This is a genomic window from Streptomyces sp. NPDC016469 (assembly GCF_040632905.1).
In the GTDB taxonomy this organism is placed as follows: Bacteria; Actinomycetota; Actinomycetes; order Streptomycetales; family Streptomycetaceae; genus Streptomyces.
Window position 1 is genome coordinate 13745 of record NZ_JBEYCQ010000005.1, and the last position, 12657, is coordinate 26401.

General features: G+C 74.4%; 14 protein-coding genes and 1 pseudogene. 8 read left to right on the forward strand and 7 right to left on the reverse strand.

The window, feature by feature from the left end; all coding sequences use genetic code 11:
• Positions 1–7: 7 nt before the first annotated feature.
• From ABZ565_RS06760 to ABZ565_RS06770, 3 genes are read right to left on the reverse strand one after another with little or no spacing between them, the layout of a single operon-like run.
• Positions 8–490: a hypothetical protein gene (locus tag ABZ565_RS06760; protein WP_361021210.1), complete on the reverse strand. Its 483-nt coding sequence runs from the start codon at positions 488–490 to the stop codon at positions 8–10.
• The gene (locus ABZ565_RS06765) at positions 487–999 is read right to left on the reverse strand and encodes an RNA polymerase sigma factor (protein WP_361021212.1); all 513 of its coding nucleotides are present in this window, start codon (positions 997–999) and stop codon (positions 487–489) included. The genes ABZ565_RS06760 and ABZ565_RS06765 overlap by 4 nt, the downstream gene beginning before the upstream one ends.
• Positions 989–1498 carry a DUF3995 domain-containing protein gene (locus ABZ565_RS06770; protein WP_361021214.1) on the reverse strand — a complete coding sequence of 170 codons (510 nt, stop codon included), beginning with the start codon at positions 1496–1498 and terminating at the stop codon, positions 989–991. Before ABZ565_RS06770 ends, ABZ565_RS06765 begins: the two co-directional genes overlap by 11 nt.
• Positions 1499–1692: 194 nt before the next feature.
• On the opposite strand from ABZ565_RS06770, the gene ABZ565_RS06775 reads away from it, so the two are divergent.
• From ABZ565_RS06775 to ABZ565_RS06790, 4 genes are all read left to right on the forward strand, one after another.
• Positions 1693–2961: an MFS transporter gene (locus ABZ565_RS06775; protein ID WP_361021216.1), complete on the forward strand. Its 1269-nt coding sequence runs from the start codon at positions 1693–1695 to the stop codon at positions 2959–2961.
• Between the two features lie 73 nt (positions 2962–3034).
• The gene (locus ABZ565_RS06780) at positions 3035–3874 is read left to right on the forward strand and encodes a hypothetical protein (RefSeq protein ID WP_361021218.1); all 840 of its coding nucleotides are present in this window, start codon (positions 3035–3037) and stop codon (positions 3872–3874) included.
• A 118-nt stretch (positions 3875–3992) separates the two neighbouring features.
• Positions 3993–4823, forward strand: coding sequence for an LLM class F420-dependent oxidoreductase (locus tag ABZ565_RS06785; protein WP_361021220.1), 831 nt, complete (start codon positions 3993–3995; stop codon positions 4821–4823).
• Between the two features lie 35 nt (positions 4824–4858).
• A complete protein-coding gene (locus ABZ565_RS06790) occupies positions 4859–5455 on the forward strand; it encodes a hypothetical protein (protein WP_361021222.1) in 597 nt (198 codons plus the stop codon).
• Between the two features lie 10 nt (positions 5456–5465).
• Here the strand turns inward: ABZ565_RS06790 and ABZ565_RS06795 are convergent, their stop codons facing one another.
• Positions 5466–5987, reverse strand: a complete 522-nt coding sequence (locus tag ABZ565_RS06795; protein WP_361021224.1) for a hypothetical protein — start codon at positions 5985–5987, stop codon at positions 5466–5468.
• Positions 5988–6151: 164 nt separating this feature from the next.
• A complete protein-coding gene (locus ABZ565_RS06800; RefSeq protein ID WP_361021226.1) occupies positions 6152–6877 on the reverse strand; it encodes a class I SAM-dependent methyltransferase in 726 nt (241 codons plus the stop codon).
• 174 nt (positions 6878–7051) lie between these two features.
• Between ABZ565_RS06800 and ABZ565_RS06805 the strand changes: the two genes are divergently transcribed.
• Positions 7052–7522 (forward strand): hypothetical protein, encoded by a 471-nt coding sequence (locus ABZ565_RS06805; RefSeq protein ID WP_361021228.1) that lies wholly within the window; start codon positions 7052–7054, stop codon positions 7520–7522.
• A gap of 103 nt (positions 7523–7625) precedes the next feature.
• A complete protein-coding gene (locus ABZ565_RS06810; RefSeq protein WP_361021229.1) occupies positions 7626–8054 on the forward strand; it encodes a DUF4333 domain-containing protein in 429 nt (142 codons plus the stop codon).
• A gap of 42 nt (positions 8055–8096) precedes the next feature.
• On the opposite strand, the gene ABZ565_RS06815 is transcribed toward ABZ565_RS06810, so the two are convergent.
• The gene (locus ABZ565_RS06815) at positions 8097–8243 is read right to left on the reverse strand and encodes a prevent-host-death family protein (protein WP_361021231.1); all 147 of its coding nucleotides are present in this window, start codon (positions 8241–8243) and stop codon (positions 8097–8099) included.
• A 26-nt stretch (positions 8244–8269) separates the two neighbouring features.
• Here ABZ565_RS06815 and ABZ565_RS06820 point away from each other — a divergent pair.
• Positions 8270–8672: pseudogene (locus ABZ565_RS06820) on the forward strand (ATP-binding protein).
• 4 nt (positions 8673–8676) lie between these two features.
• Here ABZ565_RS06820 and helR read toward each other — a convergent pair.
• Positions 8677–10884: an RNA polymerase recycling motor ATPase HelR gene (helR, locus tag ABZ565_RS06825; protein ID WP_361021233.1), complete on the reverse strand. Its 2208-nt coding sequence runs from the start codon at positions 10882–10884 to the stop codon at positions 8677–8679.
• A gap of 246 nt (positions 10885–11130) precedes the next feature.
• Between helR and ABZ565_RS06830 the strand changes: the two genes are divergently transcribed.
• Positions 11131–12636 (forward strand): protein kinase, encoded by a 1506-nt coding sequence (locus tag ABZ565_RS06830; RefSeq protein ID WP_361021235.1) that lies wholly within the window; start codon positions 11131–11133, stop codon positions 12634–12636.
• The last annotated feature ends 21 nt before the right edge of the window (positions 12637–12657 follow it).

Genomic DNA, 12657 nt, shown 5'->3' on the forward strand with positions numbered 1-12657 from the left:
AGGGTTTTCACCCCGGCCGGCCGAGGCGTGCGTCCAGGCGGTCCAGCACCTTGCGGCCCGCCCGGCCCACGCCGACCGGCAGCAGGGCCGCCCGCCCCGGCACCCGCACCCCGCCCGTGAAGGCGACCAGGGTGTGCCCGGGGCGGGCGGCCGACGGCGTGGCCGCGATGCCGATGAGCACGAAGCGGCTCTGGAGCCACAGCCAGCCGGGCCGCCGCACCCCGTGGAAGCGGGCGTGCATCCCGAACCGGCTGCGGGCCACCGCCTCGACGCGGTCCCCGTCGGCGCGGGTCAGCCGCAGCCGCCGCATGTCGGGTACCAGGAGCGCCAGTTCGCCGTCGATGTCGGCGAGCAAGGGCTCCACCTCGGCGCAGGGGGCGGCGATCTCGCGGGTGGTGACGCGGGCGCCGGGCACCCCGGCCGCGAGGACGCGGAGGCGGCGGACCGGGTCCAGGGGGGCGGCGGCGGGCCACCGCGGGGTGTCGGTCATGACGTCCATGCCTTCCGGAAGGAGTCCCGGGCGCGGGACAGACGGGACTTGACGGTGCCGACGCGGAGTCCGAGCAGGGTGGCGGCGGCCCGCTCGTCCAGCCCTTCGACGTCCCGCAGCACGAGCACGGCGCGGTGCTCGGGGCTCAGCCGGGCCAGTACGTCCCCGATGTCGGCGGCCAGCTGGGGATCGCCGCGCTGGGGCAGCGTCGTGAGGTCGGCGGGCACGGAGCGGGACCCGCGCCGGGCGACCCGGACGGCCTCCCGGCAGGCGATCGCCCGCACCCACCCGTACAGCGCGGCCGGCTCCTTCAGGGAGCGCAGGCTCCGGAAGACGGCGACCAGGGTCTCCTGGACGGCGTCCGGTCCGTCGGCGAGCGCGATCGGGGCGCAGATGCGGCCGGCGTACGGGGCGAGGACGTCCAGCAGCTCGTTCATGGCGAGCGTGTCGCCGCGCTGGGCGGCCACCGCCAGGCGTATCGCGCGGTCGCGGCGGGCGTCATCGGGCACGGGCCGCGGCCTTCTTCCCGGCCGCCCCCCGGAGCGTGGCGGCGGCTTCCTTCCCGGCCGCCACCCGGAGCGCGGCGACGGCGAGCAGCAGGCAGAGCGGTGTGTACAGGACCCGGTTGAGCAGCTGGAAGGTGTCCCCGGATGCCGCGTCGAGACCGGTGCCGAGCCCCACCGCCCAGCCGATGCCGGCGAGCCCGCGCAGTGCGGTGCCGCAGGCGACGGCGAGCGTACCGGCCTGGAGGAGGCGCCCGAACCGGTGGGTGCGCCCCAGCCGCGCACGGGCGGTGACCAGGGCCGCGCCGCCGAACAGGGCGGCGGCGAGCGGCAGTACGACGGGCGGGGTGAACGGGGCGTCGATGCCGAGCACGGCGTACGAGAGTGCCTGCGCGTCCCCGGCGGGCCAGGTGCTCCCGGTGGACCAGAGCACGTGCAGCAGCCCGTCGGTGGTGAGGACGCCGGCGACGGCGAGGGCGGCGGCGCGGGTGGTGGGTGTGGTCACGGTGGCTCCTCGATGCGGTGAGGGGGCGGCAGGACGCCCGGATCACCCCACAGAGGAGCCGGGAGGCGGATTCGTTCCCGGGCCGCACCGACTTCATGTATCTCGCTTTCAAGCATCTTGACATCAAGAGAGTATCCGGGCAGGGTTCCGCGGGTCGATAGGTCTCTTGATGTCGAGATACTCGGGGGTGCGGGATGGGGCGCGTACGGAGGGGCCTGGTCGCCCAGTTGCGGAATCCGCCGGGCGGCAGGGACGCCCGGATCATGCTGCGCGCCCTGGCCGTCGACCGCGCCGGCACCGGCCTGTGGGCGGCCTCCTCGGTCCTCTACCTCACCTTCGTCACCCACCTCGGCGCCCAGCGGATCGGCATCCTGCTCGGCGCGGCGGGCGTCGCCGGCATCGCGGGCTCACCCCTCGCCGGACGCCTGGCCGGCCGCTTCCCGGTACGCCCGCTGCTGATCGGCTGCCACCTGCTGCGTCTCGTCACGCTCACGCTGGTGCTGCTCTGTACGCGGTTCGAGGCGCTGCTCGTCGTGGTCGCGGTGACCTACCTGGGGGACAGGGCGGCCAAGACCCTGGAGATGCTGTTCGCCACCCGTGCGGCGGGCGAACGCCGCGCCGCCTACCAGGCGTTGTCCCGCAGCGCCGCCAACGCCGGCTACGGGCTGGGTGCCGGGCTCGCCGCGATCGGCCTGGCGGTCGGCACGGCGGACGCGTACCGCGCCCTGATCCTCGGCAACGCGCTCTCCTTCCTCGTCGCCGCCGCGCTGGTGTGGCGTACGGGGGAGCCGGGCGGCCGGGTGGTGCCCACCGGGCCCGCCATGCGACCGGTCCGCGCCAGGAGCCCCTGGCAGGACGGCGGTTACCTCCGATTCGTGCTCCTCGACATCCCGATGAACCTGGACGATTCGGTGCTCGGCGTCGGCCTTCCGCTGTGGCTCGTCAACCGCACCTCCGCCCCGCACGCCCTTGTCCCGGCCTTCCTGGTCATCAACACCGTGCTGGTCGTCCTGCTCCAACTCGCCGTCTCCCGGAGGGCGGAGGGCCCGCGCAGGGCGGTGCGGGCAGTGCTGCTCCACGGCGTCCTGATGTTCGCCTGCTGCGCCCTGCTCGCGGCGTCCACCGGTTGCGGCACCTGGGCGGCGGCCGGGGCCCTGCTCGCGGCGGCGGTCCTGGTCACGATGGCGGAGCTGATGCGCTCGGTCAGTTCCTGGGAACTGGCCGTCCTGCTCGCCCCGCCGGACGCACGGGCCGCCTACCTGGGCGCGGCCGGTATGTCCCAGTCCATCCAGAAGTCGGCGGGCCCGCCGCTGCTCACGGGCGTGGTGATGGCCGCGGGCCCGGCGGGCTGGCTGGCGCTGGGGGTCGCGGTGGCGGGGGTCGCGGTGTGGCAACGGCGCTGCTGTGAGCAGCGATTGCGGACGATGGAGGCCCTTGAGCCGGTGGCCGGTCGCGTGGGCTGACGATCCCACCTCTACGCTGTGCCGACGCGCCCGCCCCGGGAGCCGGGGCGGTGCCGCGATGAGGAGGGGACACATGCGAAGACACGTGCTCTGGAGCATGGTGGCCGCCGTGGCGGCCATGACGGTGCTCGGCACCACGGCGGCCAACGCCGAGGGGCGGGGCGACATCCGGGTCACGAAGGGGGTGACCAACAACGGCAAGAGTGTGATCGTGGGAGTCAGCAGGGACGTGACCTTCCCGGTCAAGCTGACGGTCAAGGACGACTCCGGTGTGAAGAGCCTGCGCGAGATCTCGGCGAACAGCTCCACGACGCACTGGGGCGCCCCGCCGGAGTGGGACGGCGCCACCTGCAAGAAGGTGAGTGCCACCACGTCGGAATGCACGGCGACCATGCGTTTCGTACCGGAGTACATGCCTGGCTACAGCGAGGAAAGCGCCAACGGCGCGGCCGGCCGTTGGTGCACATACGGCAACGTGAAGGCAAACGACGGGGACTACTGGATCTTCGACTGCGTCGCCCCGTTCAAGCTCAAGCGCGCCGCGGCCCTGACCACGGCCGCGACCGGTCCGAGCCCGCTCACCGGCGGCAAGCAGGTCAAGGTCACCGGCACACTGAGCCGGGCGGACTGGGAGGCGCTGAAGTACCGGGGATACGGGGGCCAGAGCGTCCGGCTCCAGTTCCGGAAGGCGGGCGCGAGCGCGTACACGACCGTGAAGACGGTGAAGACGAACAGCTCGGGACGCCTCTCCGCGACCGTCACCGCGAGCGGTCCGGGCAGCTGGCGCTGGTTCTACCCGGGCACGTCCACCACCGCGCAGGCCGCTTCGGCCGGTGCCACCGTGGCGTTCGAACCGGCGACGCTGCGCGCACCGAAGGTGCCGTACGCCATGCACGCGGCCACGAGAGGCTGACACGCCCCGGGGCGGCCGGGGTGACCACGTACCCGGCCGCCCCGCCCCGTACGGTCTCGGCTTCGCGCCCCGGACCGCATACGTTGGCCTTCACGGGACAACACGGAGGTGCCTTCGTATGCGGATCGCCACGACGATCTTCCTCACCGACGAGACGATCACCCCGGTGCGGCTGGCGCACCAGCTCGAACAGCGCGGGTTCGCCGGGCTGTACCTGCCCGAGCACACCCACATTCCGGTGAGCCGCGACACCCCCTACCCGGCGGGCGGCGAGCTGCCCCGTGAGTACGGCCGCACCCTGGACCCCTTCGTCGCGCTCGCCCAGGCCGCCGCGGTCACCGAGCGGCTGGCCCTGGGCACGGGCATCACTCTGATCGCCCAGCACGACCCCATCGACCTGGCGAAGCAGATCGCCACCCTGGACCACCTCTCCGCCGGCCGCTTCACCCTGGGCATCGGCTACGGCTGGAACGTCGAGGAGGCCGCCGACCACGGCGTCGAGTGGTCCACCCGCCGCCGCCTGGGCCGCGAGCGGCTCGCGCTGATGCGGGCGCTGTGGGCGGAGCAGCCCACGGCGTACGAGGGTGAGTTCGGCTCCGTCCGCGCCAGCGAGGCCCACCCGAAGCCGCACCGGCCGCAGGGCCCGCGCACCCTGATCGGCGGCGCGGCCGGTCCCAAACTGTTCGACCGGATCGCGGAGTCCGCCGACGGCTGGCTGCCCATCGGCGGCCGGGGCCTCTCCGAATCCGTCCCCCTCCTCCGCACCGCCTGGGAGGCGGCCGGCCGCGACCCGAAGGACCTCCACGTCGTCCCGTACGCGGTCCTCTCGTCCCCCGGCAAACTGGCCCGCCTCGCGGACCTCGGCATCGAGGAGGTCGTCCTCCAGCTGCCCCCGGCCCCGGAACCGGAGGTGCTGCGGACGCTGGACGCGTACGCGGCGTACCTGTAGGACCCGCTGCCACTTCGACCCACGAGAGGGACCCCGTGGACACCACGTACGACGAACGGCTCGCGGCGTTCTCCCGCGAGCGCCTGGACGGCCGCCCGGTCCCGGACGACCTGCGCGTGCTGTTGCTCGCGCAGTGGGAGGACCGCGACGACTTCGCCCGCCTGCTCGGCCTCGAATGCTTCGGACCCGGCGAGCCCCATCCCTTCCTGGACACCGGTTACCTGAGCGAACAGGAGCTGGCGGACCCGGAGATGCGGGCCGTCAACGCGGGGACCGCGCGGATGGCGGCATACGTGAAGCTGGTGGCCAAGGGCGGCAAGGGCTGGGTCGGCTACTGGCTCCACCCGGACGAGCCCGCCGGGCGCCCGATCGAGCTGGACACGGAGTTCACCCTCTGGCAGATGACCGGCTCCACCCTGACGGAGGCCGTCGCCTTCGAGCAGTCCGCCTACCAGGACGAACCGGACGAGCGTGTGGCGTACGGGCAGCTGGCCGCCGAACTCCGGGCGCTGGGGCTGTCGTTGGGTGCGGAGGACTTGGACGCACTTGACGACTCCGACTACGCCGTGGACCCGGAGAAGCTGATGGAGACCCTGATCGAGGAGGAGCGCGCGCGGCTCGGGCTGGGGTGAGGGGAGCCGGTTACGGCACCAGCGCGTCCATCGTGGCGAGCGGCAGGGACGGGTTCGCGGCGGCTCGGGGGGCCAGTTCGGCGTCGTCGAGCAGCGCGGCGATCCGGGCCTGAGGGAGCCGGGGGTGCCGGGCCGCGTCGGCGCGGACCAGGGGGTCCCGGTCGCGGGTGAGCCGGTCCGCCGCTTCCGGGCCGAGGACCTTGGCCACAGGATGGGTCGCCGTGCCGCGCCGGAACCCCGGGGACATCTGCCGCAGCAGCCCGATCCCGATCAGCTCGTCGTCGTACGTCTCGATGATGCGCACGACGGTCTGGTCCGGCAACGGCCTGATCGGGTCACCGTCCATGGCCCGCAGGGGTTCGTCGGCCGGATGCGCCCGGACGAGCCAGTCGGGGTCGTCCACCAGCCGGGCCCGCTGCTCCGGTTCGGCGTACGGGCTGCGGGCGAGGAAGCTCCGCGTGTACCGGTCCGGGTGCGCGACCACCGCGTCCACCACGGCCTCGGGCAGCGCCCGGTCCCGGCAGAGCACCATCCGTACGGCGGCCGACTCGCCCGCGAGCAGCCGCAGCAGGATGTCCTCGGGGGGCGGCCGGATTGAGCGCGAGGCCGGCGAGCCGGCGCTCGGCGGGGGCGGCGGACCGTTCGATCTCGCCGGGAGTCACGGCGGGATGATGCCACGGACCCGGGCACTCCGGGTCAGTCCCGGCGGGCCACGAAGACATACTCCCGGCCGGGGCGGTCGGGAGCGTCGCGGATGTCTTCCACGACGAAGCCCGTCGCCCGCAGGTCCGCCTCGATGTCGTCACGGTCGCGGAAGCGCAGGGTCGAGTCGGAGGTGAGGGTCTGCCTGCCGGTCGCGAAGCGGTAGGTCCAGCGGAAGGTCACCAGGGAACCGGCCACCTCGGTCACGTCGACCCAGGTCTCGACCGGGCCGACCCCGTCGACCTCGGTCACGCTGTGGGACCTCTCCCGCGTCCACTCCTCCCAGGCCCGCCGCGCCGGCACCCGCGTCTCGAACACCAGCCGCCCGCCGGGCCGCAGCGCCTCGCGGATGCCCCGCAGCGTGGCCTGCCAGTCCTCGGGGTCCACGATGGCCTGGGCCACGTTCGCGGTCATCGTCGCGAGGTCGACGCGCAACGGCGGCAGCCGTGTGGCGTCCCCGCAGATCCACCGCACCCGCTCGCTACCCGGCTTGGTCCGGGCGACATCGAGGGACGCCCGCGCGGGCTCGACCCCGACGACGGCCTTCCCGCGACCCGCCAGGAGCAGGGCGAACACCCCGGTCCCGCAGCCGATGTCGAGTACGCGGTGCGCGCCGAACTCCTCCGTCATCCGCACATACGCGTCGAGGTCGCCGCGGTTCGGGTCGAGCGGGTCGTAGAGCGTGGCGAGGATCGGGTGTGCGAAGCAGTCGTCGGCCATGGCCGGGAAGGTTAGGCGGAAGGCTGCCGGAGCGCGAGCGGGTTTCGGTCTCCGGCGGCCCCTCGGTTGATCACAATGTGATCACTCGTCCTTCGCAACTTCCCCACATCTCGTTCGAGGTAATACGGTCACCTCACTCGATGAGGCATATGCCGAGACCTGTGGGGGGACTGCATGCCGAAGGCGTTGAACCGGCGCGCGCGGATATGGATCGGCGGGGTGGCCCTGCTCGCCCTGGGGGCGGTCGGCTGTTCGGAGTCCGGGAAGGGCGACGCGGCGGCGAGCGCCAAACCGGCGCCCGCGGTCACGGTGACCGTCACGGCCACGGCGACCGAGACCGCGACCCCCGCACCGGCGCCCACGGTGACGGAGACGAAGACCGTGAAGGTGCCCGGTCCGACCGTCACGACCACCGTCACCAAGGCGGCGTCCTCCGGGTCCCGGTCCGGAGGGAGCGGCGGTTCGTCCGGGGGCGGCGGCACCAAGGCCACCAGCACCTGCTCGATCCGCTCCAACGCGGGCAACTGCTACAGCGCGGGCCAGTTCTGCCGCAACAGCGACCACGGCGCCGTGACGACGAATGCGTCCGGTGCGCGGATCAGGTGCAGCCAGAGCGGAAGCTCCTGGCGGTGGACGTACGCCTGAGGGCCGCGCCCTCGGTCAGGTCGCACGTTCGGACCCCGGTGGTAGCTTGGCAGGCCAGTTCTTGGCGTGTACATCGATGCTTGGGGGACCCATGAAGCAGTCCGTGCGGAGTCGGATGGTGGCCGGAGCGGCGGCCGGGACGCTCGCGCTGTTCCTCGTCTCGGGCTGTTCGTCCAGCTCCGGCGGCGACAAGGCGGACGACAGCGCGGGTGCCGGCTCCAGCGCCTCCGCCGACCCTCAGCCCAGCGATTCGGCGCAGCCGTCCGACTCGGCGGGCACCGACACCGGCGCGTCCGGCTCCGTCCCCAAGGCGGAGGTCGCCCGCCAGGGCAAGGCCGCCCTCGCCGCCCAGGTGGGCAAGCAGCCCGACGCCTTCTCCTGCCCGGAGGACCTGCCCGCCAAGGCCGGCGCCACGGTCCGCTGCCAGCTGGCCGGCGACGGCAAGCAGTACGGAGTCACGGTCACCGCGAAGTCGGTGGTCGGCGGCAAGGTGCACATGGACTTCAAGGTGGACGAGACGCCGGGCGGCTGAGGGGCCGGGCGTGCCCGGCGCGGGTCCGCCGTGGCCGGTGCGTCAGCGCCGCTCCAGGCCGAGCCGGGCGCGTACCTCGTCGTGAGGAACGGTTTCGGCGAGGCCGGCCGCGGAGGCCCTGCGGGCCCGGTAGTCGGCGAGAACCCGGGCCTCCTCCGGATCGGTGCGTTCCTGCTGGGCGTCGCTCATACGAGCAGGCGGACACGCTGGGTCACATGAACGCCGAAATCACCCTTGTGGGTACCGACTTCGTCCAGCGCTGCAGCGCGACCCGGCGGGGCGCCCGCCTCGCCCGACGCCTCGCCGCGCAGCAACTCGACTCCTGGGGCGTGCCGTACGGATGCGAACTGTCCGACGACGTGGCGGTGGTCGTGGCCGAACTGGCCGCCAACGCGGTGCCGCACGGCCACGTCACCGGCCGGGACTTCGAGCTGCGCCTGCTCCCCGAGGCCGACGGGTTCCGCGTCGAGGTCTCGGACGCGCGCGGCGAGCGGCGTCCGGAGCTGTGCGCGGGCGGGCACGGGCTGCGCCTGGTCGCGGCGCCGGCGGCGGAGTGGGGCGTCGCCGAGCGCGTCGTCGGGCAAGACGGTGTGGGCGCGGGTGGCCCCGGGGCGGTGAGGCCCTACGCCCCCGCCAGCACCACCAGCTCCCGCGTGGCCCGGGTCATCGCCACGTACCGGTCCACCGCCCCGCCGACCCCCGGCCCGAAGCGCTCCGGCTCGACCAGGACCACGAGGTCGAACTCCAGGCCCTTCGACAGCGTCGGGGTGAGCGAGCGGACCCGGGGCGAGGGCGGGCGGAAGGCGGCCGGGGCGCCGATGACGCAGGCCGTGCCCTCGGGGTGGGTGGTCAGCCAGGTGTCGAGGACGGCGGGCAGGTCCGTGACCGGGCCACGGCGGACCGGGATGCCGCTGCTCCGGATGGAGACCGGGACGTTCGCGTTCGGCAGGGCGGCCCGGATCACCGGTTCCGCCGCGGCCATGATCTCCTCCGGCGTGCGGTAGTTGACGGTCAGCGCGGAGAGCGTGATGCGGTCGAGGCCGACCCGCTCCAGCCGGTCCCGCCACGACTCCGTGAAGCCGCGCCGGGCCTGCGCGCGGTCCCCGACGATCGTGAAGCTGCGCGAGGGGCACCGCTGGAGCAGCATCTGCCACTCCGCGTCGGTCAGCTCCTGCGCCTCGTCCACCACCACATGCGCGAACGGGCCCGCCAGCTCGTCCGGTTCGGCGGTGGACAGCGCGTCCGGGTCGAGCAGCGTGTCCTGGAGGTCCCGGCCGCGCAGCATCCCCACCGCGCCCTGGCTCTCGTCGATCTCCGCGTTCTCCAGGAGGCTGTCGATCGCCTCGGCGCGGCGCGCCCGCTCGGCGGCGGCCGTCGCGACGTTGCGGCGCCGGCGGCGGGCGGCGTCCGGGTCGCCGAGCCGCTGCCGGGCCGCGTCCAGGACCGGCAGGTCGGAGACCGTCCACGCCCGGGGCTCGGAGCGCTGGAGCCGGGCCACCTCCTCCCGGGTGAGCCACGGCGCGCACGTCCGCAGATAGGCCGGGACGGACCACAGGTCGCCGACCAGGTCCGCCGCCTCCAGCAGGGGCCACGCCCGGTCGAAGGCCGACATCAGCTCGCGGTCGCGCAGCAGCGCCCGGCGGACCAGGTGGTCCGGCACCTCCTCGTCCTGCCGGTCCGCGTGCTTGTCGGCCAGGATCGTCAGGACCTCCTCCAGGACCGCGTCCCGCGCCTCGTTGTGCGGGACGCCCGGCGCCGACTCGAAGGCCACGGCCCACTCGGCGGCGGTCAGCCGGATGTCCGCCCAGGGCGTCGTCACGGTCAGGCCCTGGGAAGGCGGTTCCTCATAGAACGCGACGGCCGCATCGACCGCCCGCACCAGTTCCGCCGACGCCTTCAGCCGGGCCACCTCCGGATCGGCCTCGGGCAGGGCCGCCGCGCCCTCCGGGACGAGGTCGCGCAGGGTGCACGTACGCACCCCGTCCTCGCCGAGGCTCGGCAGCACATCGGCGACGTAACCCAGGTACGGCTCGTGCGGGCCGACGAACAGGACGCCGCCGCGCCGGTGTCCGAGGCGCGGATCGGCGTGCAGGAGGTACGCGGCGCGGTGCAGGGCGACGACCGTCTTCCCGGTGCCCGGACCGCCGTCCACCACCAGCGCCCCGCGCGAACCGGCCCGGATGATCGCGTCCTGGTCCGCCTGGATGGTGGAGAGCACGTCCCGCATCCGGGACGAGCGGTTGGTGCCCAGGCTCGCGATGAACGCCGACTGGTCGTCCAGCGCGGCGTGCCCGGCGAAGGCGTCCGGGGCGAACACCTCGTCCCAGTAGTCGCTGACCCGCCCGCCGGACCACCGGTAGCGGCGGCGGCTCGCCAGGCCCATCGGGTTGCCGTGGGTCGCCCCGAAGAACGGCTCGGCGGCCGGGGAGCGCCAGTCGGTCAGCAGCCGGCGGCCCTCGCTGTCCGTGAGGCCGAGCCGCCCCACGTACACCGGCTCGGAGCCGTCCGCCCCGGCCATGTGGCCGAGGCACAGGTCCAGGCCGAAGCGGCGCAGGGTGCGCAGCCGGGCGGTCAGCCGGTGGATCTCCGCGTCCCGGTCCATCCCCTGCCGGCCAAGGCCGCCCGGGGCGCGGCGTGCGGTGTCGAGGGCGGCGGTCAGTTCGGCGACGGTCTCCTCCAGGCAGCGCGCGATCGCCGCGAAGTGGAGCTCGTCCCGGGCGATCAGGGCGGGGTCCGCCTTGGCCGCGGCACGGTCGCCGGTCAGCGCGAAGGCGCTCGTCGTGAGGGTGGGGGCGGGGGAGGGGGTGACGGCAGGACGTGAATCGGGCACTACGCAAAACTCCCAAATACCGCAGGTGGCTGGCTCAGATCAGCGATTGTGCGGGACGAGGGGGGCCTTGCGGCAAGGCCCCCCCTGCGCTATACGTTGAGAGTGGCCGGAGGTGACAGTCCCTCCCCGGCCGGCCGGTGAACACACCCGGCGCCCCACACCGCCCCCTCTCCCCGGCCGCCGTGCCGTCTATTGGCAGGCACACGGCATACTGGGCCGCCGGATCACGGGGGGAGCGCCGAGCGCATGGCGTACGGAACGGACGGGGCGGACCTGCCCGAGAGGGTCGGCGGCTACGCCGTCGAACGGCAACTGGGCGCCGGGGGAATGGGCGTCGTCTATCTGGCGCGGTCCCGGGGCGGCCGCGCGGTCGCCGTGAAGGTGGCGCGCTCCGAACTGGCCGCCGATCCGCACTTCCGCGAGCGGTTCCGGGCCGAGGTCGAGGCCGCCCGGAGCGTCGGCGGATTCCACACGGCACCGGTGGTCGACGCCGACCCCGACGCGCCCGCGCCCTGGCTGGCGACGGCGTACATCCCCGGGCCCACGCTCGCCGCGCTCGTGGAGGCCGAGGGGCCGATGGGCGAGGCGCGGCTGCGGCAGCTGGGCGCCGCCCTCGCCGAGGCGCTGGCCGCCATCCACGGCTGCGGGCTCGTCCACCGCGACCTCAAGCCGGGCAACATCATCATGGCCTCGGACGGGCCGCGCGTCCTGGACTTCGGCATCGCGCGCGCCCTGGAGTCGACCCGGCTCACCGCGACCGGGGTCGCCTTCGGGACGCCGGGGTTCCTGGCCCCCGAGCAGGCGCAGGGCCTCGAAGTCCGGGGCGCGGCCGACGTGTTCGCCCTGGGCGCCGTGCTCGTCGCGGCGGCGGGCGGCAGCGCGTTCGGGGCGGGGACGCCCATGGGGCTGATGTACCGGTCGGTGCACGAGGCGCCGGAGCTGGGCGCGGTGCCGGAAGGGGTACGGGACGTCGTCGCGTCCTGCCTGGAGAAGGAGCCCGGCCGGCGGCCCACCCCGGAGGCCCTGCTGGACCTCTTCGCACCCGGGGGCCCGGCGTACAGCCCGACCATGCCCGTGGCGCCGCGGGGCGCGGGGTACCCGGCGGACGCGACCCCGCCCGGGAGCGGCAGCTCCATGGCCGATGCGACCCCGCCCGGGAACGGCAGCCCCATGGCCGATGCGACGCCGCCGGGGAGCAGCCCTCCGGCCGACGCGGCCCCGCCGGGTCGCGCCGCTCACCCCGCCGACGTGCCCCCGTCGCGGTACCCCCTCCCGCCCTTCGGCGCGGCCCCCGCGCCCCCCGCGTACCCACCGGGCGCCGCGAGCCCGTCCCCGTACCCGCCGATGGCCGCGTCCCCCTACGCCCTGTCCCCGTACGCCCCCTCCCCCTATCCGCCCGCCGCCGCGATCCCCAACAACCCGTACGCGCAGGGGCCGGTCGCAGGCGGTCCGTGGCAGCAGGCACCCGCCGAGCCCGTCACCGACATCGGGTTCGTCGGGGTGGGCACCGACAGCTCCCTGGTGATCGACGCGCTGGGGGTCGAGTTCCAGTCGGCCAACGTCGGCGAGGTGCAGTTCGGCTGGGCCGAGATCGGCCGGATCGAGTACGCGGTGCGGGGACCCAAGCTCCTCGTGGTCACCGTGCGGTTGCGCGCGGGGGCCGCCCACACGTGGATGCTGACCGCCCGCAACCGCTCCCGCCTGCGGGAATGGACCCAGGACCTGCCGCTGATCCTGGAGTACTACGCGTAAGCGGGACGCCGGCCATCCGCT

Bases quoted from the DNA above. Each gene is read 5' to 3' on its own strand.
- ABZ565_RS06830 (WP_361021235.1), top strand. From the start codon at position 11,131: ATGGCGTACGGAACGGACGGGGCGGACCTGCCCGAGAGGGTCGGCGGC.
- ABZ565_RS06760 (WP_361021210.1), bottom strand. From the start codon at position 490: ATGACCGACACCCCGCGGTGGCCCGCCGCCGCCCCCCTGGACCCGGTC.
- ABZ565_RS06780 (WP_361021218.1), top strand. From the start codon at position 3,035: ATGCGAAGACACGTGCTCTGGAGCATGGTGGCCGCCGTGGCGGCCATG.
- ABZ565_RS06800 (WP_361021226.1), bottom strand. From the start codon at position 6,877: ATGGCCGACGACTGCTTCGCACACCCGATCCTCGCCACGCTCTACGAC.
- ABZ565_RS06795 (WP_361021224.1), bottom strand. From the start codon at position 5,987: ATGGTGCTCTGCCGGGACCGGGCGCTGCCCGAGGCCGTGGTGGACGCG.
- ABZ565_RS06775 (WP_361021216.1), top strand. From the start codon at position 1,693: ATGGGGCGCGTACGGAGGGGCCTGGTCGCCCAGTTGCGGAATCCGCCG.
- ABZ565_RS06785 (WP_361021220.1), top strand. From the start codon at position 3,993: ATGCGGATCGCCACGACGATCTTCCTCACCGACGAGACGATCACCCCG.
- ABZ565_RS06805 (WP_361021228.1), top strand. From the start codon at position 7,052: ATGCCGAAGGCGTTGAACCGGCGCGCGCGGATATGGATCGGCGGGGTG.
- ABZ565_RS06815 (WP_361021231.1), bottom strand. From the start codon at position 8,243: ATGAGCGACGCCCAGCAGGAACGCACCGATCCGGAGGAGGCCCGGGTT.